Consider the following 23,561-nt stretch of genomic DNA (forward strand, 5'->3'; position numbering starts at 1 on the left):
GGGCCTGAGACACTAGGGGGTGTCAAAGGCGCATCTCAGTCTCCATAGCGCTGAGCGGCATGTTAACGAGGGGGTCTTGTTTAGGTTCGGCAGCGGATAGTCAGACAGCCAGTTTGGTGATCTGACCGCGCTAGAGGGATTGGTGAAAGTGGTAGTCCTGTTTTTGGGCAACCGGCCCGGTCGTTCTTCGACCGGGCCGCGTTCATTTTTGGGGCCGGTTCTCGTGCCAGCGCTTCCAGTCTTCGGGCGTATCCAGATCCAGCAAGGCGTTCCGGGCAGGCAGCGCATGTAGATGTACCTCGCCCTCGCAACGCTTCACCACCTCCTGTGCGCCAGTGTCTCCGGTCAGTTGCGCAAGCGCGCCGAACAGCGTGCGGTCAAAAATCACCGGATGCCCCGGCGCGCCATCCTCGGTTGCCCCGCGCCAGACACGCGCATCGGGGTGGTCGGTCATAGACCCAAGCACGGCGCGCAGATCGTCAGAGGTCAGATCGGGCAGATCCGCCAGCAGGACCATGGCAGCAGGCGCGTCAGCAGGAACCCATTCCATCGCGCCACGCAGGCTGGCATTCATGCCTTCAGCGGCATCGGTGATCTCGGCCTTGATGAGATCGAGACCCTCTAGCGCGGCGTATCGCGGGTGAGGTCTTGGGGGCAAGGCGGCGATCACGGGACCAACAACCAGTGCCCTTTGGGCCGTGCGCCGCAGCAGCGGGATACCGTCGACCGGCTGCATCAGCTTGTCCGCGCCGCCCATTCGGCTGGATTGTCCTGCGGCCAGAAGGATGATGGGTATGTCGTTCATCCCGTGACCATGCCGCTTACAACGGCCCGAGTCATCCCCGCATTCGCGCCCCATCCGCATCAAACAGCGGTTTGGTGATCACCCGCGCGCGGCGCATCTGGCCGAGGATTTCGATCTCGACCTCCTTGCCTTCTGTGGCCTGCTGGACCGGCAGGAACCCCATGGCGATGGATTTCCCGGCATAGTGTGAATACCCGCCCGAGGTGCAGAAACCCACGACCTCGCCGTTTAGCCAGATCGGCTCGTAGGCGTTGACGTCGGAGTCATCGGCATCCACCTCGAATGCGACCAGTTTGCGGGTGGGACGGTCAGCCTCGGCAGCCGCGCGCCCGATGAAATTGGCGGGCTTGGCGAAGGAGATGAACCGGTCCAGCCCGGTCTCGGCGGCAGTATAGTCAGGCGAGAATTCACGCATCCACGAGCCAAAGAACTTGTCCAGCCGCAAGCTCATCATCGCGCGCATGCCGAAGGGTACCATCCCGTGTGGTTGCCCGGCCTGCCAGAGCGTCCACCAAAGCTGAAGCTGGGCCATCGGATCGCAGTAGACTTCATAGCCAAGATCGCCGGTATAGCTGACGCGCTGAACGATGCAGTCGGTCATACCGATCGTCATGCGGCGCAGGTCGAGGAATCGCAGCGCGCTGACGTCGTCGCGTGTGCAACTGGCCAGCACCTCGGCCGCCTTTGGCCCGGCAATCTGGAAGCCGTTCAGGCGGTCGCTGATATTGTCGACCGCCACGCCGTCCTGCGCGTTCTGTTGGAACCAGCGCATGTGAAACGCCTGACTGCCGTAGGAGGCGGTCAGTTGGAACTCGGTCTCGCTCAGGCATGAGACGGTGAAATCGCCGATCAGTTTGCCCTTGGGTGACAGCATTGGTGTCAGCGATAGACGCCCGGGCTTCGGGATGCGACCGGCCATGATCTTATCCAGCCAATCTCGTGCGCCGGGTCCGGCGATGCAATATTTGCCGAAGTTATGCACCTCGTTGATGCCGACGCTTTCGCGTACGGCCCGGACCTCGCGTCCGGTGGCGTCGAACGCGTCTGAGCGGCGGAACGAGGGTGTTTCATATCCGGGCTCTTCACCCTGGGCGAAGTAGTTCGGCACTTCCAAGCCATATTGCTGCCCCCAGACCGCGCCGAGGTCCGAGAAGATGTCATACATCGGCGTCGTCCGGTTGGGCCGGGCGGCGGGCAATTCCTCGTTCGGGTAGGCGACGCTGAAGCGTTTCTGATAGTTCTCGATCACCTTGGGGCGGGTGTAGCCGGGGCTGATCCAGTCACCGAACCGAGCGACATCCATGGCAAACACGTCGCGTTCCGGCTCACCTTCGATCATCCATTGCGCCAGCGTCAGGCCAACGCCGCCACCCTGACTGAACCCGGCCATCACCCCGCAAGCGGACCAATAGTTGCGCACGCCCGGCACCGGACCGACCAGAGGGTTGCCGTCGGGCGCAAAGGTGAACGGCCCGTGAATGACCGATTTCACCCCGGCCTCGGCCAGAACGGGGAAACGGCGATAGGCAAACTCGATGCTGTCGGTGATCTTGTCATAGTCGTCCGGAAGCAGCTCATGGCCGAACTCCCACGGCGTGCCATCGACGGCCCAGGGTTTGCAGGGCTGTTCATAAAAGCCGATGCACAATCCGCGCCCCTCCTGCCGCAGATAGCTTTCGCCAGCGGGGTCCATCACGTGCGGGTGCTCGCCGCCTGCATCAATGATCGCTTCAATCTGAGGGATGGCATCGGTGACCAGATACTGATGCTCCATCGGGTGTAGGGGGAAGTAGATGCCAGCCATGGCCCCGACCTCGCGCGCCCAGAGGCCGCCTGCGTTGACCACATGCTCGGCATGGATGGTGCCCTTGTCAGTCACCACATCCCAAGTCCCGTCGGCACGCTGGTTGGTTTCGCGCACCATGCAGTGGGTTTCAATCGTAGCACCGCCCATCCGCGCGGCCTTGGCATAAGCATGAGTGGTACCCGACGGATCAAGATGCCCGTCCAGCGGATCATAAAGCGCGCCGAGGATGCCGTCGGTGTTGGTGATCGGGGCGATCTTCTTGATCTCATCGGGACCAACGATCTCGGTTTCCAATCCCATAAACCGATGCTTGGCCCGTTCGGCCAGCAGCATGTCAAAACGGTCCTGATTGTCGGCCAAGGTCACACCGCCCACATGATGCAAGCCGCAAGACATGCCGGTGATCTCTTCCAGCTCTTTGTACAGCCGGATCGTATAGCCCTGCAGCGCGGCCATATTGGTGTCGCCGTTCAGCGTGTGAAACCCGCCCGCCGCGTGCCAGGTCGAGCCGCTGGTTAGTTCGGATCGTTCCAGCAGCATCACATCCGACCAACCCAGCTTGGTCAGGTGATAGAGGACTGAACAGCCGACGACGCCGCCGCCGATAACTGCAACGCGTGTGGTGGTTTTCACGGCGGATCTCCCTTGGGTTTTGGGCAAAGCCTGCAGGGGTCGCCGGGGCAATACTGTTCCGTTCGCGACATGGCTCGTCGCTGGTTGAGCTTACAGCGGGCGCACTTTCAGCCCGGTGATCCGATTGCCTTCGCGGGCGATGACCTCGAACCGGAAGCCGTGGAACGAGAACACCTGACCCACGATAGGGATCATCTGCGCCTCGTGTATGACCAGACCGGCCAGCGTGTTGGCCTCTTCATCCGGCAGCGACCAATCAAGCGCGCGGTTGGCGTCGCGGATGGTCATCGCGCCCTCGACAAGGAACTGGCCATCATCGGTGCGGGTCACCGGCACTTCTTCGTCGATGTCAAATTCGTCGGCGATCTCGCCCACGATTTCCTCGAGAATATCTTCAAGCGTGATCAGTCCGCGCAGCGAGCCGTATTCGTCGACAACCAAAGCAAAATGGCTGTGCATCCGAAGAAACTCGCGCATCTGGTCGTCCAGAGTGGTGGTTTCAGGCACGAAATAAGGATCGTTGGCGACCTTCGAGATATCGAAGCTCTTGAGCCTTTCGGTATCTCCGTGTGTGCCGCCCACCTGCGCATACATGGCGCGGAACAGGTCCTTGGCATGAACGACGCCCACGATGTTTTCATGCTCGCCCCGAAAGACGGGCAGGCGGGTATGCGGGCTTTCCAGACATTGCTTGAGGATCGCCTCGGGTTCATCGTCGGCGTCGATCATCTCGATGTTCGAGCGGTGCAGCATGATCTCTTCCACGGCGCGGTCGCCGAGGTCGAGCGCGCCCAGGATACGGTCGCGGTCTTCTTTTTCGACCACGCCTTCGGAATGGCCCAACTGCAGCGCGCCCGCGATTTCCTCGCGCACGGCCAGAATGTTGCTGTCGGGGTCGATCTGCACGCCGAACAGACGCAGCACGCCGCGCACCAGCAGGCGCACGGCTGCCACCACTGGCGAAAACACCGTGACCAAAACGCTGATGACCGGGGCCACCAAGGCGGCGGCCTTTTCGGCATTGGTGATGGCATAGGTCTTGGGCAGAACCTCGGCAAAGATCAGAACCAGCAACGTCATCACCAGCGTCGCCAGCGCAACGCCGCTTTCGCCGAACAGGCGGGTGAACAGGGCCGTGGCCAGCGAGGCCGCCAGAATGTTAACAAGGTTGTTGCCCAGCAGGACCGAGCCGATCAGCCGTTCATTGTCGTCGGTGATATCAAGCGCCTTCTGGGCCCCCTTCGACCCTTTGTCGGCCTGCGCCCTTAGCTTGCCGCGCGAGGACGCCGTCAGCGCCGTTTCAGAGCCAGAGAAAAAGCCCGACAGCACGAGCAGAAGAAGAATAGAGCCCGAGGTGATCCAGAAGGCACTATCGAGCAGAGAAGAGGTGGGTTCCATCGGTCCTTGAATATGTCTGTTGCTGCATCCGTTATGGGGGTGCGACCCCGTCCGATCAAGAGGTTAGCCCTGATCGGTGGTGTCGTCTTTCGCCAGCGGGTGGTGTTCCAGCACCAGTTCCGACAGGCGTTCGTCCAGCACATGGGTGTAAATCTCGGTCGTGGCCACATCGGCATGTCCCAGCAGCGTCTGTATTGACCGCAGGTCGGCCCCGTTGGCCAGAAGATGCGTGGCAAAGGCGTGGCGCAGGGTGTGCGGTGTGACCTTATCGGGCGAAACACCGCCCTCGACCGCAAGGTCCTTGATGAGCAGAAAGAACATATGCCGCGTCAGATGGCCGGATTTCCCGCGCGATGGGAACAGAAAGCGCGAGGCCTGCCCGCCTTTGGCAGCCGCCTGTTCCTCAGTCTGATCACGCTGATCAAGCCACGCGGTCAGCGCATCACGGGCATCAGGGGACAGAGGGACCATCCTTTCTTTCCCACCTTTGCCTTGCACCAGCAGCATTTGCGGATTGCCACGCGCCGATGCGACCGGCAGCGACATCAGCTCGGTCACCCGCATCCCTGTGGCATAGAGCAGTTCCATCAGGCAGGTGTTGCGCACCTTGTCGGCCTGCGTGCGCCCGGTGCGGCGGGCAGCGGCCAGCAGTCTGTCAACCTCGGCCACGTCCAACGTTTTGGGCAGGCGTTTGGCGCGGCCGGGGCCTTGGATCTGGATCGCTGGATTGGTGTCGCGCCAGCCTTCCTCGAACGCGAAGCGATAGAGCTGCTTGATCGCAGACAGCCGGCGGGCACGGGTTGAGCGGGACAGGCCCTGGGCGTCGCAGTCGATCAGATAGGCCTCGATCCGGTCGCGGTCGGCATTTGCGAAATCGGCCTTGCGGCGCACCAGCCAAGCCGCGAAATCCTTGAGGTCGCGCCCATAGGCCAGCAGCGTATTGGTGGCGGCCCCAAGCTCGGCGGCCTGTGCTTCAAGGAAGGTGGAAATCCACAATTCCGGTGAGGTGGGGGCAACCATGGTCACGCCCCGTTGAGGATCATCAACTGCAGCGCAGCCCGGCGGGCGGTGTCCTCAAGGCCCACGCGCCGCAATGTGGCAATCGCGGCGGTCAGGTCCACCAGATTGCCTCGCGCTCCATGGGCGAACAGTTGCATGGTTTCCAGAATGGCCTCACCCAGTTGATCGTTGCTGAGCAGGGCGTTGATGTCCGACGGGATCGGAGCGGACCATACGAAGCCCTCGGAAATGGCATCGGCCAGTGGCGTGGGGGCATCTGCGCGGGCCGGATCACCCATCGCAAGCGCGGCGAGAAAGGCATTTGCATCGGACCCGGCCGGGGCTTTTCGTGCAGCATCCTCGTAAAGCTCGGACAGCAGCAATATCCGCCAGCGCAAGTTCTCGGCGGCGGGGTCGGGCAGGGTCAGCGGGCCGAGGCGCGGGGCGAACAGCTCTGCAAAGGCGACCTCTAGGCCCACGGTCTGCATCTGGGTCCACGCGGCGATAAGGGTTTTTGCGATCGTCTTGGGCTTGCCGCTGTCCAGCGCGGCTTCGAACCGTTGAATCGCGGCAACCCGATCCCAGACCGCGCCGGATGCGGCAGGGGAACGCTCGGTATAAAGGCCAAGTAGTTGGTTCGGTGTCAGTGCTCCGATGCGGGTCAGACGCTCGGCGGCCTCGACCTGTGCCTTCCAACCGGCCACATCGCGCAGATCAGCATTGGCAAAGGCGCGGGGCAGGGACGCGGTGGGCAGGCGTTCACCGATGGCCTCGAACAGGCGGAAGGTCAGCGGGTTGGGGTCTTCGGGTTGCGGCAGGTATTCAGCACCTTCAAACAATTCGGGGCTGAGGAACCGGTCAAGCAGGGCAAGCTGATCTTCGGGCAAAACCTGAAGTGCGTGGGCAGCTTCCAATGTCAGTGCCGCCGAAGCCCAGTCGCCGCGCCGGGCCTTGCAGAATATCTGCGCCGCATAGTCCCGCGACAGATGTGGCTGCGCGATCAAGGCGGTGCAGCTGCGATCTTCGTCCCCGGTCAGCAGTGTGGCGTCGAACCAGCGCTGAAACCGCTCTTGCGTGTCGGTCGGCCCGGCAAGCTGCACCAGCGACTGCACCGGGTCCGATGCGCCCAGTTGCATCAGGCGATCCAGCCGCGCCATCAACAAAGCGTCCGTCGTTTGCGTGCCCGAGGGCGGGCGCGCCTCGGTCAGAAGCAGGGTGAACAACAGCCGCTGCATGGCCGGGTTGGCCTTTACCGGCACCCGCGCGATCAGTTCCGCAAGCCGGTCCGGTTCGCTGCCTTGCCACAGGTCCACCGGCAGGCCGGTGACCGACGAGGCAACCAAGCCCAACGGCGGCGACAGCGCCTCAAGCGGGGTGACCTGCACATCGGGCTGCAACCCGGTCTCGGTCACCGGAGGCTCCAGCAAAACGGTTCCCGGCAGGTTCTCGGGCGGGTCGGTCAACCAGTCGATGGCCGACAACGGCTCGGAGGTTTGTGCTTGCGCGGTTCCGGCCAGAAAAAGCGCCAGCAGGGTGGCCTTAGTCCGCATTCAGGGTGACCGGTTCGCGGACTTCGCTTTGCGGGGCAGAAAAGTCTGCGCCAAAGAATGGCCCGATATAGGCATACCCGATCAGCCCGATGAAGCTCAGGCAAATGATGTAAATCAGGAACTTGATCAAACGGCCCATGGGTGAACGCTGCCTCAAATTTTGCTTTTGGCCAAGTTATAACTGGCATTTTTTCCAAGATCACGTCATTCACGATGAAATGAGCGAAATTAAGCATAATGCGTCACGCCCGGGCACCGCTGAACGGTTTCGACTGCACAAAACCGTTGTTTTGGTCGGGATGATGGGCGCAGGGAAGACAGCCGTGGGGCGGGCGCTGGCCGCGCGGCTGGGTGTGCCGTTTCTGGACAGCGATGCCGAGATCGAATCGGCGGCAAATATGACCATCCCGGAAATCTTCGCGCGCGATGGCGAGGCCTTTTTTCGCGGCAAGGAAACTCAGGTTATCGGGCGGTTGCTGGATGAACAGAAAGGCATCCTGTCGACTGGCGGCGGCGCGTTTCTGGCGGCGGGGAATCGTCAGATGATCTCGGACCGGGGGGTGTCGGTCTGGTTACGGGCTGATCTGACGGTGCTGTGGAACCGGGTCAAGCACAAGGACACGCGGCCTTTGCTGCGCACAGCGGACCCATATGCGACATTGCGCGATTTGTATCTGGCGCGGGTGCCCATCTATGAACAGGCCGATCTGGTGGCCGACTCGGACGGTCAGACCGCGATCGAGGATATGGTAAGCCGGGTTGTTACCGCATTGCTGTCACGCCCGGATGTTTTGGAACGGATTTAATGCATCAGACCGTACACGTAGACTTGGCCGAACGTTCCTATGATGTCGAGATCGGCCCAAACCTTCTGGCGCAGGCCGGTGCGCGTATCGCCCCCTTGCTGCCGCGCCCACGGGTTGCCGTTCTGACGGATGAGACCGTCGCCGATCTGCATCTGGACACGCTGCGCGACGGGTTGGCGGCATCGGGTGTCGAGATGAGCGCGCTGGCGCTGCCCGCAGGTGAGGCCACCAAAAGTTGGCCCCATTTCGAACGCGCGGTTGAGTGGCTTCTGGCCGAGAAGGTCGAGCGCCGCGATGTGGTCGTCGCGTTCGGCGGTGGCGTGATTGGCGACTTGGCCGGATTTGCAGCGGCGGTCATGCGGCGAGGGGTGCGGTTTGTGCAGATCCCGACCTCGCTGCTGGCGCAGGTTGACAGTTCGGTGGGGGGTAAGACCGGGATCAACGCGCCTCAGGGCAAGAACTTGATCGGAGCGTTCCATCAGCCCTCGCTGGTGCTGGCCGACACTGCCGTTCTGGGCACGCTGACCGCGCGCGATTTTCTGGCCGGCTATGGCGAGGTGGTGAAATACGGCCTGCTGGGCGATGCGGAGTTCTTTGAGTGGCTTGAACAGAACGGCCCGCGCCTGTCTTCGGGCGATATGGCTGCGCGGGTTCAGGCGGTCACCCGATCGGTTCAGATGAAGGCCGATATCGTCGCCCGTGACGAGACCGAGCAGGGCGACCGCGCGCTGCTGAATCTCGGCCACACCTTCTGCCATGCGCTTGAGGCCGCGACCGGCTATTCCGACCGCCTTCTGCATGGCGAAGGCGTTGCCATCGGATGTGCTCTGGCGTTCGAACTGTCCTCGCGCCTTGGCTTTTGCTCGCAGGAAGACCCCAGCCGTGTGAGGGCGCATCTGCGTGCCATGGGGATGAAAACCGATCTGGCCGATATTCCTGGAGAGTTGCCGGACGCTCAGGCGTTGGTTGATCTGATGGCACAGGACAAAAAAGTTGTCGACGGCCAGCTGCGTTTTATTCTGGCGCGCGGGATCGGGCAGGCCTTTGTCACATCGGATGTGCCGAAAGATGCCGTGGTCTCGGTGCTTCAGGATGCTCTGGCAACCTGCTGATATCGGGGCTCATCGCCCCTGTATCACCATCAGCTCGCCGATGTTTTCACGGGTAATATAGCCCACCATCTTGCCCGCTTTGGTGCAGACGGCAACGGCCGGTGCGCCTTGGTGTAGACCGGCAAGAACTTTGTTCAACCCGCTTGTAAGGGGGACTTGCGGAATGTTGGTCTCCATGATCGAGATGGCAGGTTCCGAGCGCGGATGATCCCCGGCAAGCGCGGCAAACAGGCGATCGCGGGTGACGAAACCCAGCAGATCGCCGTTATGATCCAGCACCGGAAACTCATGCTGCGTGGTGTGGATGACGGCCTGTGCGGCTGTGGCCAGCGTATCTTCGGGCGACAGCGCGCGGAATTCGGTGATCATCGCATCCCGCGCCTGAACCCGCCGCGCGACCGAGCGCATGGCCACGTCCTGACTTTCGGCATTGGCAGCGACGAAGACAAAGACGGCGATCAGAACCAGAATGGGATTGCCCGAGGTCAGCCCGAAAAACCCAAGCCCGAAGGCCACGATTTGCCCGCCGATTGCAGCGACGCGGGTCGCCTTGACCCGGTCCATCCTGAGGCACAGCAGGGCCCGAAACACGCGCCCACCATCCATCGGAAAAGCCGGTATCAGGTTAAAAACAGCCAGCAGCAGGTTCACATAGGCCAGTCGGCTGAGCAGATCTGCCTGTGGAGATTCAAGCTGCGCGAGGGATCCGAGCCGCAAACCGGCGCCAAGTACGACCAGAAGGCCCCAGATTGCCACATTGACGGCAGGTCCGGCCAGCGCAACCCAGATTTCCTGCATCGGCTTCTCGGGCATACGCTCCAGCCGCGCCAGACCGCCAATGGGCAAAAGGATGATATCGGGGGTGCGGATGCCATAGCGCCGCGCCATCAGGGCGTGACCGAACTCGTGCGCCACGACGCAGGCAAATAGGGCCAGAACAAACAGAATGTTGTCGATGGCAGCGGGCCAGCCGCCGTTCGAGTAAGCGGCGAACCCAACCCATGCCAGCAAAAGGAAGAAGGTGACATGGACCCTCAGTTCCGAGCCGAGCAACCGGCCGAGCGAGAAGGACCATGCCATGTTTTATCTCCGTCTGGGTTAGAACGGAATCTCGTCGTCGTCGATTCCGCCCGATGCCGGGGCTGGCGCGCTGGATTGGCTGCCATAAGGATCGCCATAGCTGCCGCCGCCCTGACCGCCGCCATAGCCTCCACCACCGCCGCCGCCTTCACCGCGGCTGTCCAGCATCGTCAGTTCGCTGCGATAGGGGCGCAGAACCACCTCGGTCGAATATCTGTCCTGCCCAGATTGATCCTGCCACTTGCGGGTTTCCAACTGGCCCTCGACATAGACCTTGCTGCCCTTGCGCAGATATTGCTCGGCCACGCGGACCAGAGGTTCCGAAAAGATGGCGACCGTGTGCCACTGGGTCCGGTCCCGGCGCTCTCCGGTGTTGCGGTCTTTCCATGATTCCGAGGTGGCGATGCGCAGGTTACATACCTTTCCACCGTTCTGGAACGACCGCACCTCGGGGTCGGCACCAAGATTGCCGATCAGAATGACCTTGTTGACTGAACCCGCCATATATTCCCTCGTTCTTTTCTGACTGGATCGCGCCCGAATCTGGCGCTTTGCTCTGCTGCTGACCCTATACGGGCTGGGTCTTGGTTAAAACATCATTGATGACACATCCCTTGAGGTAAAAATTTAGGGTCGCCTTTACCAAGCTTTCATTTCTGGCCGTTTTAACTATACTCCATATGGTTGTTAAGCGTGCAGGATTGCCTTTGATGCGTTTTCTGGTTGGCGGTATTTCGGTTTTATGCCTTTGCCTTGTGTCCTTTGGGGCGCAGGCGCAGACGTTGTCCTCGAAGAACCGCAAGGATATTTTTCTGAAGCAATCGAAAGTGCTGGATAACCGCGCAGCCTCGCAATATCGCGGGTCAGAGCGGCTCAAGCCCAAGACCGACCGCGGGAAATTCCAAAAACGCTACACTGGAAGCTATAAGGGCCAATACCTTGAGCACGCGCGTCGCGTCGCGCGTCAACACAATGTGCCCGAAGACCTGTTTCTAAGGTTGGTTCAGCAGGAAAGCGGCTGGAATCCGGGCGCAAAGTCTCATAAGGGGGCGCTGGGGCTGGCCCAGTTGATGCCGCAGACAGCGCGGCTGCTGGGGGTCGATCCCTACGATCCGATCCAGAACCTCGAAGGCGGCGCGCGCTATCTGTCCTGGCAGTATCGTAAGTTCAAATCCTGGCCTCTTGCACTGGCCGCCTATAATGCAGGCCCAAAAGCGGTCGAGAAACACGGCGGTATCCCTCCTTATAAAGAGACACAGAACTACGTGAAGGTGATCTGGGGCGGATAGGTCCCAGTCCAGCCGACCGCTACTCAATCTCTGCGGCAAGACGTTTGGCCAGAATGCCGATCAGGACGGCGGCGATGACCAAAAATACCGCGCCGACCATCCAAGCCGTGGGAGTGGAATAGAGTTCGGCGATGGCTCCGGCCAAAATCAGGCCCAATGCTGCCCCAAGTTGCTGTATCAACGACCTCAGGGATAGGATGGTGGATCGCTGGCGGTTTTCTACGCAGCGATGAAGAATACTGCTGGCAGGTGTTTCGGAAATGCCGATGACAACGGAATAGAGGATGAATACCGTCACAAAGCTGACGATGTTGCCCTGCAAAGCCAACGCGGTCTGAATGCCCGCCAAACAAGCAAAGGCCGCCGCAAGCGCAAGTGCGTGTCGTCTCTTGAAAATGCGACTGATGTGCGGTGACAGCCAAGCGCCGAGTGCGATTGAAAAGAAGTAGGTTGCAGTCAGGGTACCAATGACTGTGTTTGCATAGCCTTCCTCCAGCATGGGCTTTGCATAGGTAGGCCACAACACCTCGACCGGATTGGTCGCCATCAGGAAAAACGCCAGTGCGGACAAAAGGACCGACAACGCCGGATGCCGCAGGGCGAGAAGGCCTGCGTTCTTGATCACCAATGGTACAGTAGCGAACCCCTGTTTCAGAGCTTGTGGGTTTTGCGGGCGCGGTTCTTCCACGATGTAGAACACGGTGTAGGCGAACACCCCAAGCATCACCGCCAAGCTCGCCACATAAGAAACATCATAGACGCTGACGCCCAGTTTTGCCGCCGCCGAGCCAAAGAGATCGGGTAGAAGGCCACCCAACACAGCCCCCACCGCCAAGCCCATGGCATTGGCCCATTGAGCTTTTGCAAGTGCGGGTTGAACGTCCACATTAGGCGCAACGGCTTTGAAGGTTTCAACGAACCAGGCGTCGAGGGTGCCCGACCGCAAGGCACGCCCAAAACCGATGAATGCAAATGACAGCGCAAGAACATAGAAGTCGCTGGTCGAAAGAAAGAGGACGAGAGAGATCAAGCTGGCGACCACCGCGGCCAGAAAGACCGGCTTGCGTCCGATGTTATCGGCCAATCCCCCGAAGGGGAGTTCCATCGCCATGGTTGTAAGTGAGTAGACCCCAAAGAGGAGCGAAATCTGGAACAGATCCATGCCTCGGTCGGTCAACGCAAGTGCGACAACGGCAACCGTCAAACCCATCGCAAAACGATCGAGAAACTGGTGGACCTGAAACACCCGGATGTGCCGTCGCGCCGGACCGGTCAGCGCAGCGAATGAGAATTCTACTTCCGTTGCCATGGTCGCACCTTCGGCTCTGCATGTGACATGCGCAATACCCCGGCGCAACGGAATGCCTATGCCACGTGCACTCACGCGGTCGTTCTCATAAACGCAGCGAAAGCCGGAGTTGTTCCGCAGAACGAAATCTCGCGATCAGCCTGAGACATTATCGTTGGGGAAAAGACCTTCGGCTGCGAAAGCAGATACAGGTCTGGAATTGCCCCGACGTCGTCCGAAAAGCTGGCGCATTGGCCTCCAGAAAGGGCGGGCGCTGAACCGGTCCAGTTGTGGTTCGGTCGGCTTACTCCGCCGCGACCTTGATCACAGGTTCCATACGCGCGAGGATGTCCTCGGCCAGATGGCATTTGACCTGATGGCCGTCCGCAAGTGTCTGCACCGGCGGGATATGGGACTCGCAACGCCCGTCCGGCACCTCGGACTTCCAGCGGCAGCGCGTTTGGAACGGGCAGCCCGGCGGTGGATTCATGGCCGAGGGGATGTCGCCTTCCAGCACGATATGCTGCTTTTCAATCGAGGTGTCAGCGATTGGTACTGCGCTCAGCAGTGCTTCGGTATAGGGGTGATAGGGCGGGGCGAAGACCTGATCGGTGGTGCCCAGTTCGACAACATGGCCCAGATACATCACCATTACCCGGTCGCTGAGGTAACGCACGATGGACAGGTCGTGGCTGATGAACAGCAGCGTGGTTTTCTGCTCGCGCTGAATCTCCATCAGCAGATCGGTCACAGCGGCCTGAACCGACACATCCAGGGCTGAAACGGGTTCGTCGGCCACCACGATCCGAGCGTCTCCGGCAAAGGCGCGGGCGATACCGACACGCTGTTTCTGCCCCCCCGACAGCTGACGCGGCATCCGGTCGGCAAAGGCGCGGGGCAGTTTCACGAGATCCAGCAATTCCAGCATACGTTTTTTGCGGTCGGCCTCGGAGTTTCCGATGCCAAAGATCTCCAACGCGCGGATGATCTGCCGACCCACGGTCATGGATGGGTTCAGCGTGTCAAAGGGGTTCTGGAACACCATCTGAACCTCGCCCACGGTCTTGGCATCGCGTTCTTCGATCGGCACATCCTCAATGTTGCGGTTGTCCAGCAGGATCTGCCCATCGGTCGCCGTCTCAAGCCCCATAAGAACCTTGGCGAAGGTCGACTTGCCGCAACCAGATTCGCCGACGATGGCCAAGGTCTCGGACTCATGCGCCTCGAAACTCAGGGTCTCGTTGGCCTTCACCACCTTCTTCTCACCACCACCGAACAGGGCGTTCGCCGCGACCTCATAGTATTTCTTGAGGTTGTCCATTTTCAGAACCGTTCGGCCAATCTCGGCCTTCTCTTTCTGTTCGCCCACGGTAATCGGCGCATTCCAGTCGATCTCCTGGAATTTCAGACAACGCGTGTGATGCCGGTCATTTCCAGGCACGGCCTCCATCAAAATGTCCTTGGCGTCGCAGCGACCTTCTTCGAAATAGTCGCAGCGCGGGCCAAAATTACATCCCGGAGGCCGCTCATGCGGCAACGGGAAGTTCCCCGGAATCGCCACCAGCGGGCGCGAGTTCTTGTCGGCCCCCGGTAGGGGGATCGACCGGAACAGCGCCTGCGTATAAGGGTGCTGCATCTCATCGAACACATCATGGATCGAACCGCGTTCGACCGCCTCACCTGAATACATCACGCAAAGCCGGTCGCAAGTTTCCAACACCAGCCCGAGGTTGTGCGAGATAAACAGCATCGACGTGCCGTATTTCTTGCCAAGGTCCTTAACCAGTTCAACCACGGCGGCCTCGACGGTCACGTCCAGAGCGGTCGTCGGCTCGTCCAAAATCAACAAGGCAGGTTTCGACATCAACGCCATCGCAATCACGATCCGCTGCTGCTGACCACCTGACAGTTGATGCGGGAAGGAATTCAGCATCCGCTCGGGGTCGGGCAGGCGCACATCCGTCACCACTTCCAGCGCACGCGCATAAGCCTCCTCCGCGCCCACATTTTCGTGGATCATCGGCACTTCCATCAACTGCTTGCCGATCTTCATCGCCGGGTTCAACGAAGCCATCGGCTCCTGATAGATCATAGCGATCTCGTTGCCGCGAATATCGCGCAACTCCTCGGTGGTCATCTCACCCAGATCGCGGCCCTTAAACTTGATCGAACCGCCAACGATGCGCCCGTTCTTGCCCAGATCCTGCATGACACCCAGCGCCACCGTAGACTTTCCGCACCCGGATTCGCCCACCAGACCCACAGCCTCACCGGGCTGCACGCTGACCGAGAAATCCATAACGGCGGGAATTTCCCTCAGCCGGGTAAAGAACGAAATCGAAAGCTTATCGATCTCCAGAATCGGCCCGTCATAATCCGCCATTTTGCTCATCTTGTTACTCCTCGCGAGAGTCCGGGGGATCCCCTTCATCTGGCTAAAAATATCCCGGGGGTCCGGGGGCAGAGCCCCCGGCCTTCGATCTCAATCAGTCCTTCAGACTTTCTTCGCGCAGACCGTCTGCCAGTAGGTTCAAACCAAGAACCAGCGACAACAGGGCCAAAGCAGGCGGAAGGGCAGGGTGCAGGTAGATCGACAGCAGCTTACGGCCTTCGTTGATCGTCGACCCCCAATCCGGGCTTTCCGGCGGCAGGCCCAACCCGAAGAAACCCAAAGTCCCCAGAAGGATGGTCGTATAGCCGATGCGCAGACAGAAATCGACGATCAGCGGACCCCGCGCGTTGGGCAGGATTTCCCACAGCATGATGTACCACGGACCCTCGCCTCGGGTCTGGGCCGCGGCCACGTAGTCGCGGGTTTTGATGTCCAGCGCCAAACCGCGCACGATGCGGAACACCGTGGGCGAATTCACGAAGACGACCGAGACAAACACCACCAGAATACCGCCGGGAATATCGAACAGGTCCAGATAGGTCGGCAGACCCCAGATCCGGTAACTGTCGGTGTTGATGATGTAACCACCGGTCGAAATCAGTGAAAGATAGAACCACAGCGCGACGCCCAGAACCCCGATCAGCAGGGGCGTCCTAAAGTTCGGCCGGGTATAGTAGCGTGAATTCAGCAGGACACCGAGGAAGATGATCGGGAAGATGAACAGGATCGCCGCCATATAGTTCGGCACGCCGGTCGCCACGATTTCAGGCGTCACCAGCAGGTAGAACAGCAGGATTACCGGGAATGCCAGGATCAGGTTCGCCAGGAACGACAACAGCGTATCCAGACGACCGCCATAGTACCCGGCGGGCAGACCCAAAGTGATCCCGACCATGAAGGCGAACATTGTCGCCAGAGGCGCGATCTGAACCACGATCCACGCGCCCTTTACCATGCGGCTGAACACGTCGCGGGCAAGGTTATCACCACCTAGCAGATACCACGAGTAGACGCCTTCTTCCGCGCCCGCCAGCGGTGTGCCGGGCACCTTGTTCTTCATGCCCGAGACCTGTGACAGCGGGTCATGGGTCACGATCAGATCAAGCGCACCAAAGATGCCGGTAAAGACCCAGAACATCACAAGGCCAAAGCCGATCATACCGATGGGGCTGTCGAACAGCTTGCCGTAAAGGCCCAGCTTGCGTTTGAACGCGATCGACATGGCATAGAGGATGATCAGCGATAGCCAGACGGGAAGAAATTGTTGCGAAATCGCACCAATGATCCCGGCGCCGGTGCCCATCAGAATGCCAAGCACGATATAGGCAACGGCAATCCCAACGCTGGCCAGAAAGCTATAGCGCAGCGCGGCCTGTATCATGTTCCGCAGGCCCGAGCTTGAAGTTAACGTGCCATCAGGGTTCACCGTCATCTGATCTTCGGGCAGCACAATGCTGGCCAGCATCCAGACGACGATGGACAGGGCCATGACCCCCAGTGCCAGCGCGAGTAGCGGGTTGAGGAAGGCGATAGAGCCGGTCCAGGTAAGTGGTTCCATGATCTGACCCTCCCTTAAGAAATGCGAATACGCGGGTTGAGGTAGACATAGCCGATATCCGAGATCAGCTGCGTCACCAGCACCACAAAGACCGACACGACCGAAATCGCCAGCAAGAGCTGAATGTCATTATTGCCCGCCGCCTGAACCAGCGCCCAGCCAAAGCCCTTGTAGTTGAACAGGGTTTCGACGATCACAACGCCATTCAGCAGCCATGGGAACTGCAGCATGATGACGGTGAACGGCGCGATCAGCGCGTTGCGCAGCGCATGTTTCATAACGATATTCGGGAACGAGACACCCTTCAGACGCGCAGTGCGGATATACTGCGCCGTCATCACCTCGGTCATCGAGGCGCGGGTCATCCGGGCGATATAGCCCATCCCATAAAGCGCGATGGTCAGCACCGGTAAGAAGAAGTTCTCAAACGTCGGGTTCTCCATCGCCTGCGTGGCGGTGCCTTTGAACCATTTCAGGCCCACGGCAGAGGACGTGAAGATCGCGATGAAGATCACGCCTGATACGTATTCCGGCGTCGCCGTTGTTGTAATGGCAAAGGTCGACAGGGTGCGGTCCGTGGCCGAGCCTTCTTTCATCCCCGCCAGAATACCCAATATCAGCGCCGAGGGGACCATCAGCAGCATCACCCAGAACATCAGCCGCCCGGTCAGAGCTAGACGGGTTCCTACAACGGTCCCGACCTCTTCCTTGAAGACGGTTGAATAGCCCCAGTACCCCTGCAGGATACCGCAGAAATTGGGCGACTCTTCGGCTGTTTTACCCGGTAGAATGCAACGGCCTTGAACAGTACCGTCCTCATTCGTGTGCCGGTACGAGGGTAAAACACCGAGCCATTCGCCATATTTGACGGGTGTCGACTGAAGATACCCGCCTTTCTCCAAAAAGCTCTCGACCTGTTCATCTGACATCCGGAAATTGCCCTGCGTTTTCGCAAGCTTTTCCAGGTTCGGGTAAAGATTGGTGAGGAAGAAGACCAGGAATGTCAGGCACAATGCTGTCAGCAGCATAATCCCCACACGCCTTAGAATGAAAAGTCCCATGTTAGCCCCTGTTGGTCGGCTGGCGTGACAGGCTTCGCCTCACGCGTTGCTATTCTTCTGGTCGCCGTATTGAGGACGAAGGGCCGCACCAGTGCGGCGCGGCCCTTCTTGTGGTTTGGGTCAGGAGGTCAGACCGAACTTATAAAGCTGCGGCAGGTCTGCGATGTGCTTTTCAACACCGACCATATTGTCGCGATGGTGGCGCATTGCCGTCCGCCAATAGGGCTGGATGGTGACGCCTTCTTCGATCATGATCGCCTGCAATTTGGCCATCACCTCGCGGCGTTTGTCCACGTCGGCGATTGAGTTCGCCTCGGCCAGTAGCTTGTCAAACTCTTCATTGGCAAATCCGGATTCGTTCCATGCAACACCCGATTTGTAGGCCAGTGCCAGAACCTGTGTGCCCAGCGGGCGGTGGTTCCAGTTGGTCGACGAGAAGGCGTATTTCGTCCAGTCATTCCAAAAGGTCGAGCCGGGCAGAACCGTATGCTTGGCCTTGATGCCCGCGTCGTTCAGCTGAGCAACAACCGCAGCGGTCGTGTTCCGACGCCAGTCATCGTCGATGGACTGTACTTCGTGCTCGAAGTCACCCATGCCCGCTTCGTCCATCAGCGCCTTCGCGCCAGCCGGATCGTAGGGCAGGCGGGTCACGGCCGAGTCATACTCAGGGTGCATCGGGCCCACGTGGCAGTTGTCGGCAGGGATGCCGTAGCCCGACATGCCAAGTTCGAGGCAGACGTTGTTGTCGACGGCCATCGCAAGGGCCTGACGGACCCGCTTGTCGCCGTAGATCTTGTTGCCATCGGCGTCTTCGGCCAGCTGGTTCGGGCGGATGACGATGGTAAAGCCGGACGGGATTTCCGAGCGGACAAGGCCGATGCTGTCGAAGATGTCGACGAATTCACCGACCGATTCCCAGTTCATGTCGATCTCTTCGGCCTCATAGGCGGCCAGGAAGGCGGCAGGGTCGGTGCCGTAGTCGATGAACTCGATTCGGTCGACATAGCCGCCTTTGCCAGCTTCATAGCCCCACCAGTCGAAGCCTTCGTTGCGGACCAAAACGCCCTTCACGCCGACCTCATGGCTTTCGGGGATCATGAAGCCCGTGCCAACCGGGTTCGAAAGCATGTCGTTTGCGTCAAAGCTGCTGTGGACGATGGCGCCCGGATAGTCCGCCATGCCCGGGATGATGGTGATGTCCGGTGCGCTGCACTTCAGTTTGACGGTGTGCGAATCAACCACGGTGATCGCGCCATCGGCGGCTTTCTGAGTGCTCTCATCCACCAGCGACGCCATGCGGGACGCCATCGAGTTGCCTTCCAGCGAAGAGTCGCACCAGCCTTCGATGTTGCGGGCCACGTCTTCGGCGGTGAAGTCATCACCGTTGTTCCACTTGACGCCTTTGCGAACGTTCAGAGTGTATTCGGTGGCGTCTTCATTGGCTTCCCAGCTTTCCAGCAACATTGGCTTGAACGTACCGTCGTTGTTGTACTCGACCAGATATTCCAGCCAGCCCGCGGTGAAGGTTGCGATCTGCGTCCAGTCATAAGTACGCGGGTCTTTGAGCGCGCGGACTTCCATCTGATAGCGAATGGTGCCGCCTTGTTGTGGCTCAGCTGCGGCTGCGGGTGATTGCAGACCGATCATGCCATAGGCGGTCGGAACGGCAACGCCCAGGGCGGTGACACGGGCCATGAATTCGCGGCGACTTAGATTGCCCTCACGATATTCCTTGGCGTGCATTTCCGCTGCCCAGTGCATCGGCTTTCCATTGATTGTCTGGTTTTCCATAGATGTCTCCCTGTGACACTGAATATTGTATTTCTTTTTGATTAGGCTTGGCGCTGCCGGGGCCGATCCATGTCGGGCCGCAGGACCGTGGGCTTGATTTTCTGAGTTCCAAACATCCCCATGTCCGCATTCCGCACCAGTTTTGGATTAACGTCAATGTTCGAAATCGTCATGGAATGCCTAAAAACGACATATCTGTAGAAAGTCAGATGCCGGTTGTTTCAATCTGAAACCCGGCATGTGCCGCGAAAAATGCGGCGTTCAGGCCCCGAAGCTCGCATATCAGGCCGTCGTCGTTTCCCTCTTTTTGGGGTGCGGGTGCGCTGGTCCTACAGCGCCGCGTCAATGCGGTGCCAAGCACCCATCCGGGCGCGAAACCACGTGCGTTGGCGTTTGGCGTATTGCCGGGTCGCAATGGTGGCCCGCTCGCGCGCGGTGTCCAGTGTCATCTCTCCGTTCAGGCAAGCCATCAGTTCCGGCACACCGATGGCCTTGCAGGCGGGCAGGGCTGGATCATAGCGGTCGCGCATCTGGGCGACCTCGTCCATCGCGCCGTGATCAAGCATCTGGTCAAACCGGCGGTTGATGCGTTCCAAAAGCCATGCCTTTTCGGCGTCGAACACAATCGGAACCGAGTGGTCGAGGTCAAGGATCGGCGGCCGTGTGTCGGCCTGCCATTGGGCCAGAGACCGGCCGGTGGCTCGCTGCACTTCCCACGCGCGCTGGACGCGGGCGCGGTTGCGGAGGTCGAGACCGGCGCGGGTTTGCGCGTCGACACCCTCGGTCAGTTCCTCCAGCGATAAGCTATCGGCTTGCGCCCGGATCTCGGGCGGTGTGGCGGGAATATCGGCCATTCCTTCAGTCAGTGCAGCGAAATACAACCCGGTGCCCCCAACGATGATCGGGCGCGGGGCCTGCGACAGCAGCGGTGTTACCTCCCGCAGCCAGTGACCGGTCGAATAGGCCTGATCGTATCCGACATGCCCATACAGGCGATGCGGCGCGCGGGCTTCCTCGTCGGCCGAGGGGCGGGCAGAGATGACGCGCCAGCAGTCATAGACCTGACTGGCATCCGCGTTCACGATCACGCCGCCGCAGCGCTCGGCAATCAGCAACGCCAGCGCCGATTTACCCGAGGCCGTGGGCCCGGCGATCAGCACCGGTTTGTCGTCGGGGATCGGGGGCAGGCGGTTCCAGAGCCGGTCGGCGGGGGTATCGACCATCAGCGGTTGCCTCATTCCTGACTATCCGCATTGAACCCGCGGAGGTTTTGCTTCATTTTGCGCCGGAAAATAACCCCGTGCCAGCCCGGAGTGCAACATGACCCTTTCCTCGACCGCAGAGACCCGAAAAACCAAGTATGACCGCGTCATGCTGAAGATTTCCGGCGAGGCTTTGATGGGTGACCAAGGATTCGGTCTGCACCCGCCAACCGTTCAGCGCATCGCGCAAGAGGTCAAATCAGTACACGATCTCGGCGTCGAGATCTGCATGGTCATCGGCGGCGGCAATATCTTCCGGGGCCTCAGTGGCTCGGCGCAAGGGATGGAGCGTACGACGGCGGACTACATGGGAATGCTGGCTACTGTGATGAACGCGCTGGCGATGCAATCGGCACTGGAAGGGGTCGGGGTCTTTACCCGCGTGATCTCGGCCATTCGCATGGATGAGGTGTGCGAGCCCTATATTCGTCGCCGTGCTGTACGCCATCTTGAAAAGAAGCGGGTCTGCATCTTCGCCGCGGGAACCGGGAACCCCTATTTCACCACCGATACAGCGGCCACGCTGCGCGCCAACGAGATGGCATGTCAGGCCATCTTCATGGGTAAGAACGGTGTTGATGGTGTGTATGACAAGGACCCCAAGACCAACGCCGATGCGGTCCGGTATGACACGGTCAGCTATGACGACGTACTGGCCAAGCGGTTGCGGGTGATGGATGCCTCGGCCATTGCGCTGGCGCGCGACAACAACCTACCGCTGATCGTCTTCGGGCTGGATGAACCCGGCGGATTCCGTGGGATTCTGGCGGGCGAGGGCACGTATACCAAAGTGCAGGGCTAGGCCTGCGGCAGACGGTTCCAAAGAACCGTCACTGACCAGGAATCGACGTATTGAAGTTCGAAGCGCTGGGCCTTGAGTCACGCTTTCTACACAATGTCGTTTTTGGCTAAAAAAATCTGAAAATGTCGTTTTCGGTCCTCGGACAGTCTTAATAGTCTTGCCTAAAATACTGTCGTTCCACGAAGACTTGGGGCACTAAAACAGAGAGGAAGAAAAATGTCCGATAATACGGATTCCGACTATGAAGTCGGTCAGGACAATGTTCAGATCTTCGGTCTGGACGTCCACAATCCGGTTTTTGCTGTTTCGGGTCTGACCGTCATTGCTTTCGTGTTCTTCTCGCTTGTCTTCCGCGAGCAGGCGTCGGAGTTCTTCGGTTGGCTTCGTCCGGCATTGACCAGCCAGTTCGACTGGGTGTTCATGATTGCCGCTAACATCTTTGTGTTGTTCTCGCTCATGCTGATCGTCACACCATTTGGGTCGATCCGACTGGGTGGTGATGACGCAAAACCTGATTATTCCTACGCAGGTTGGTTTGCGATGCTGTTTGCGGCAGGCATGGGGATCGGCCTGGTGTTCTGGGGTGTTGCAGAACCGATTTCGCACTACGGTTCGTCCGTCGGCGGTATCGCTGTCGGTGAAGACGGTGTACGCACGGACTGGGCCCCGTTGGGTGCCGGTCTGGAGGACCCTGAGGCGTCGAAAAAGCTGGCCATGGCTGCAACCATCTTCCACTGGGGGATGCATCCTTGGGCGGTTTATGCGGTTGTCGCTCTGGCGCTGGCCTTCTTCAGCTTCAACCGTGGCCTGCCGCTGACCATGCGGTCGGTGTTCTATCCGATCTTTGGCGAAGCAACCTGGGGTCCGCTGGGTCACATCATTGATGTTCTTGCGGTTTTCGCGACCATCTTTGGTCTGGCAACCTCGCTGGGTCTGGGGGCGACGCAGGCGCTGGCCGGTCTGAACTATCTGTTCGGCGTGCCGGTGAGCGATGGGATGAAGGTACTGCTGATCGGTTTGATCACCGCGTTTGCGCTGGTCTCGGTTGTGGCTGGTTTGGACAAAGGTGTGAAGCGTCTGTCCGAGGCGAACATGATTCTGGCCGCAGCCCTGCTGTTCCTGGTTTTGATCCTTGGCCCGACGATCGCGATCCTGACCGGGTTCTTCGACAGCTTGATCGCATACGTGGTTGCGTTGCCTGCCCTGTCCAACTGGGTCGGTCGTGAAGACGTCAACTTCATGCAGGGCTGGACCACCTTCTACTGGGCGTGGTGGATTTCCTGGTCACCTTTCGTCGGTATGTTCATCGCGCGTATCTCGCGTGGCCGGACCATCCGCGAATTCGTGACCTGCGTCATCCTGATCCCGACCGTTGTCGGTGCCCTGTGGATGGCCGTCTTTGGCGGTGCCGCACTGGATCAGGTTCTGTCCGGTTCCGGTCAGGCCCTGTCGGACGCGGCGCTGGAGCTGAAGATGTTCACCATGTTCGAACAGTTCCCGATGACCTCGCTGCTGTCGTTCGTCGGCATCATCCTGGTGGTCGTGTTCTTCGTAACCAGCTCTGACTCGGGCTCGCTGGTGATCGATACGATCACTGCAGGCGGCAAGACCGATGCGCCGACCGCGCAGCGTGTGTTCTGGTGCATACTGGAAGGTGCGATTGCAATCGTGCTGCTGCTGGGCGGCGGTCTGGGGGCGCTTCAGGCGGCAGCTATTGCCACCGGTTTCCCGTTCGCCATCGTTCTGGTGCTGATGTGCATCTCGCTGTTCATCGGGCTGATGAACGAGCGGCGTCGGCGCTGACCGACCGGTTCGAAACCTGAAAGTCCGAAAGGCCCCGGTCGATGACCGGGGCCTTTTGCATTTGACGTGAGGGGCTGCTTGACGGGCCAGCCCGACCTCTGCTTACTGGCGGCACCGTCAGCGCG

The 23,561-nt window shown here is 60.0% G+C and carries 19 protein-coding genes; 5 read left to right on the forward strand and 14 right to left on the reverse strand.

Annotated features, from left to right (window positions below; genetic code table 11):
- Positions 1–202: 202 nt before the first annotated feature.
- The 6 genes from ACR0J1_RS01585 to ACR0J1_RS01610 all read right to left on the reverse strand — a co-directional run bounded on the left by ACR0J1_RS01585 (position 203) and on the right by ACR0J1_RS01610 (position 7,331).
- Positions 203–805: a nucleotidyltransferase family protein gene (locus tag ACR0J1_RS01585; protein WP_480729941.1), complete on the reverse strand. Its 603-nt coding sequence runs from the start codon at positions 803–805 to the stop codon at positions 203–205.
- A gap of 31 nt (positions 806–836) precedes the next feature.
- Complete coding sequence (locus ACR0J1_RS01590) at positions 837–3,245, reverse strand: GcvT family protein (protein ID WP_480729939.1); 2,409 nt, start codon at positions 3,243–3,245, stop codon at positions 837–839.
- Between the two features lie 90 nt (positions 3,246–3,335).
- A complete protein-coding gene (locus ACR0J1_RS01595) occupies positions 3,336–4,643 on the reverse strand; it encodes an HlyC/CorC family transporter (RefSeq protein ID WP_480729938.1) in 1,308 nt (435 codons plus the stop codon).
- Between the two features lie 63 nt (positions 4,644–4,706).
- Positions 4,707–5,663, reverse strand: coding sequence for a site-specific tyrosine recombinase XerD (locus ACR0J1_RS01600; RefSeq protein ID WP_480729936.1), 957 nt, complete (start codon positions 5,661–5,663; stop codon positions 4,707–4,709).
- A 2-nt stretch (positions 5,664–5,665) separates the two neighbouring features.
- Entirely contained in the window at positions 5,666–7,192 is a 1,527-nt protein-coding gene (locus ACR0J1_RS01605; protein WP_480729934.1) for a hypothetical protein, read from the reverse strand.
- Complete coding sequence (locus ACR0J1_RS01610; protein ID WP_480729933.1) at positions 7,182–7,331, reverse strand: hypothetical protein; 150 nt, start codon at positions 7,329–7,331, stop codon at positions 7,182–7,184. Before ACR0J1_RS01610 ends, ACR0J1_RS01605 begins: the two co-directional genes overlap by 11 nt.
- A 79-nt stretch (positions 7,332–7,410) precedes the next feature.
- Between ACR0J1_RS01610 and ACR0J1_RS01615 the strand changes: the two genes are divergently transcribed.
- Together ACR0J1_RS01615 and aroB are read left to right on the forward strand one after the other, a co-directional pair.
- Positions 7,411–7,998, forward strand: coding sequence for a shikimate kinase (locus ACR0J1_RS01615; RefSeq protein ID WP_480729931.1), 588 nt, complete (start codon positions 7,411–7,413; stop codon positions 7,996–7,998).
- Complete coding sequence (gene aroB, locus ACR0J1_RS01620; RefSeq protein ID WP_480729930.1) at positions 7,998–9,110, forward strand: 3-dehydroquinate synthase; 1,113 nt, start codon at positions 7,998–8,000, stop codon at positions 9,108–9,110. Before ACR0J1_RS01615 ends, aroB begins: the two co-directional genes overlap by 1 nt.
- A gap of 9 nt (positions 9,111–9,119) precedes the next feature.
- On the opposite strand, the gene ACR0J1_RS01625 is transcribed toward aroB, so the two are convergent.
- Positions 9,120–10,190: a site-2 protease family protein gene (locus ACR0J1_RS01625; RefSeq protein ID WP_480729928.1), complete on the reverse strand. Its 1,071-nt coding sequence runs from the start codon at positions 10,188–10,190 to the stop codon at positions 9,120–9,122.
- A gap of 18 nt (positions 10,191–10,208) precedes the next feature.
- Positions 10,209–10,694, reverse strand: a complete 486-nt coding sequence (gene ssb / locus ACR0J1_RS01630) for a single-stranded DNA-binding protein (RefSeq protein ID WP_480729927.1) — start codon at positions 10,692–10,694, stop codon at positions 10,209–10,211.
- 206 nt (positions 10,695–10,900) lie between these two features.
- Here ssb and ACR0J1_RS01635 point away from each other — a divergent pair, with 206 nt between their 5' ends.
- Positions 10,901–11,479: a lytic transglycosylase domain-containing protein gene (locus tag ACR0J1_RS01635; protein ID WP_480729926.1), complete on the forward strand. Its 579-nt coding sequence runs from the start codon at positions 10,901–10,903 to the stop codon at positions 11,477–11,479.
- A gap of 19 nt (positions 11,480–11,498) precedes the next feature.
- Here ACR0J1_RS01635 and ACR0J1_RS01640 read toward each other — a convergent pair whose 3' ends face one another.
- From ACR0J1_RS01640 to miaA, 6 genes are all read right to left on the reverse strand, one after another.
- Positions 11,499–12,788: an MFS transporter gene (locus ACR0J1_RS01640; protein ID WP_480729924.1), complete on the reverse strand. Its 1,290-nt coding sequence runs from the start codon at positions 12,786–12,788 to the stop codon at positions 11,499–11,501.
- Positions 12,789–13,071: 283 nt separating this feature from the next.
- Positions 13,072–15,159 carry a dipeptide ABC transporter ATP-binding protein gene (locus ACR0J1_RS01645; RefSeq protein WP_480729922.1) on the reverse strand — a complete coding sequence of 696 codons (2,088 nt, stop codon included), beginning with the start codon at positions 15,157–15,159 and terminating at the stop codon, positions 13,072–13,074.
- Between the two features lie 94 nt (positions 15,160–15,253).
- On the reverse strand, positions 15,254–16,717 hold the full coding sequence (locus ACR0J1_RS01650; RefSeq protein WP_480729920.1) for an ABC transporter permease: 1,464 nt from the start codon (positions 16,715–16,717) through the stop codon (positions 15,254–15,256).
- A 14-nt stretch (positions 16,718–16,731) separates the two neighbouring features.
- Positions 16,732–17,778: an ABC transporter permease gene (locus ACR0J1_RS01655; RefSeq protein ID WP_480729919.1), complete on the reverse strand. Its 1,047-nt coding sequence runs from the start codon at positions 17,776–17,778 to the stop codon at positions 16,732–16,734.
- A 120-nt stretch (positions 17,779–17,898) separates the two neighbouring features.
- Positions 17,899–19,569, reverse strand: coding sequence for an ABC transporter substrate-binding protein (locus ACR0J1_RS01660; protein WP_480729917.1), 1,671 nt, complete (start codon positions 19,567–19,569; stop codon positions 17,899–17,901).
- 329 nt (positions 19,570–19,898) lie between these two features.
- Positions 19,899–20,807: a tRNA (adenosine(37)-N6)-dimethylallyltransferase MiaA gene (gene miaA / locus ACR0J1_RS01665; protein WP_480729916.1), complete on the reverse strand. Its 909-nt coding sequence runs from the start codon at positions 20,805–20,807 to the stop codon at positions 19,899–19,901.
- A gap of 82 nt (positions 20,808–20,889) precedes the next feature.
- Here miaA and pyrH point away from each other — a divergent pair, with 82 nt between their 5' ends.
- Positions 20,890–21,633, forward strand: a complete 744-nt coding sequence (pyrH, locus tag ACR0J1_RS01670; protein WP_480729915.1) for a UMP kinase — start codon at positions 20,890–20,892, stop codon at positions 21,631–21,633.
- Between the two features lie 216 nt (positions 21,634–21,849).
- Complete coding sequence (locus tag ACR0J1_RS01675; protein WP_480729914.1) at positions 21,850–23,436, forward strand: BCCT family transporter; 1,587 nt, start codon at positions 21,850–21,852, stop codon at positions 23,434–23,436.
- The last annotated feature ends 125 nt before the right edge of the window (positions 23,437–23,561 follow it).

It is taken from the genome of Ruegeria sp. CJ3 (assembly GCF_056536725.1).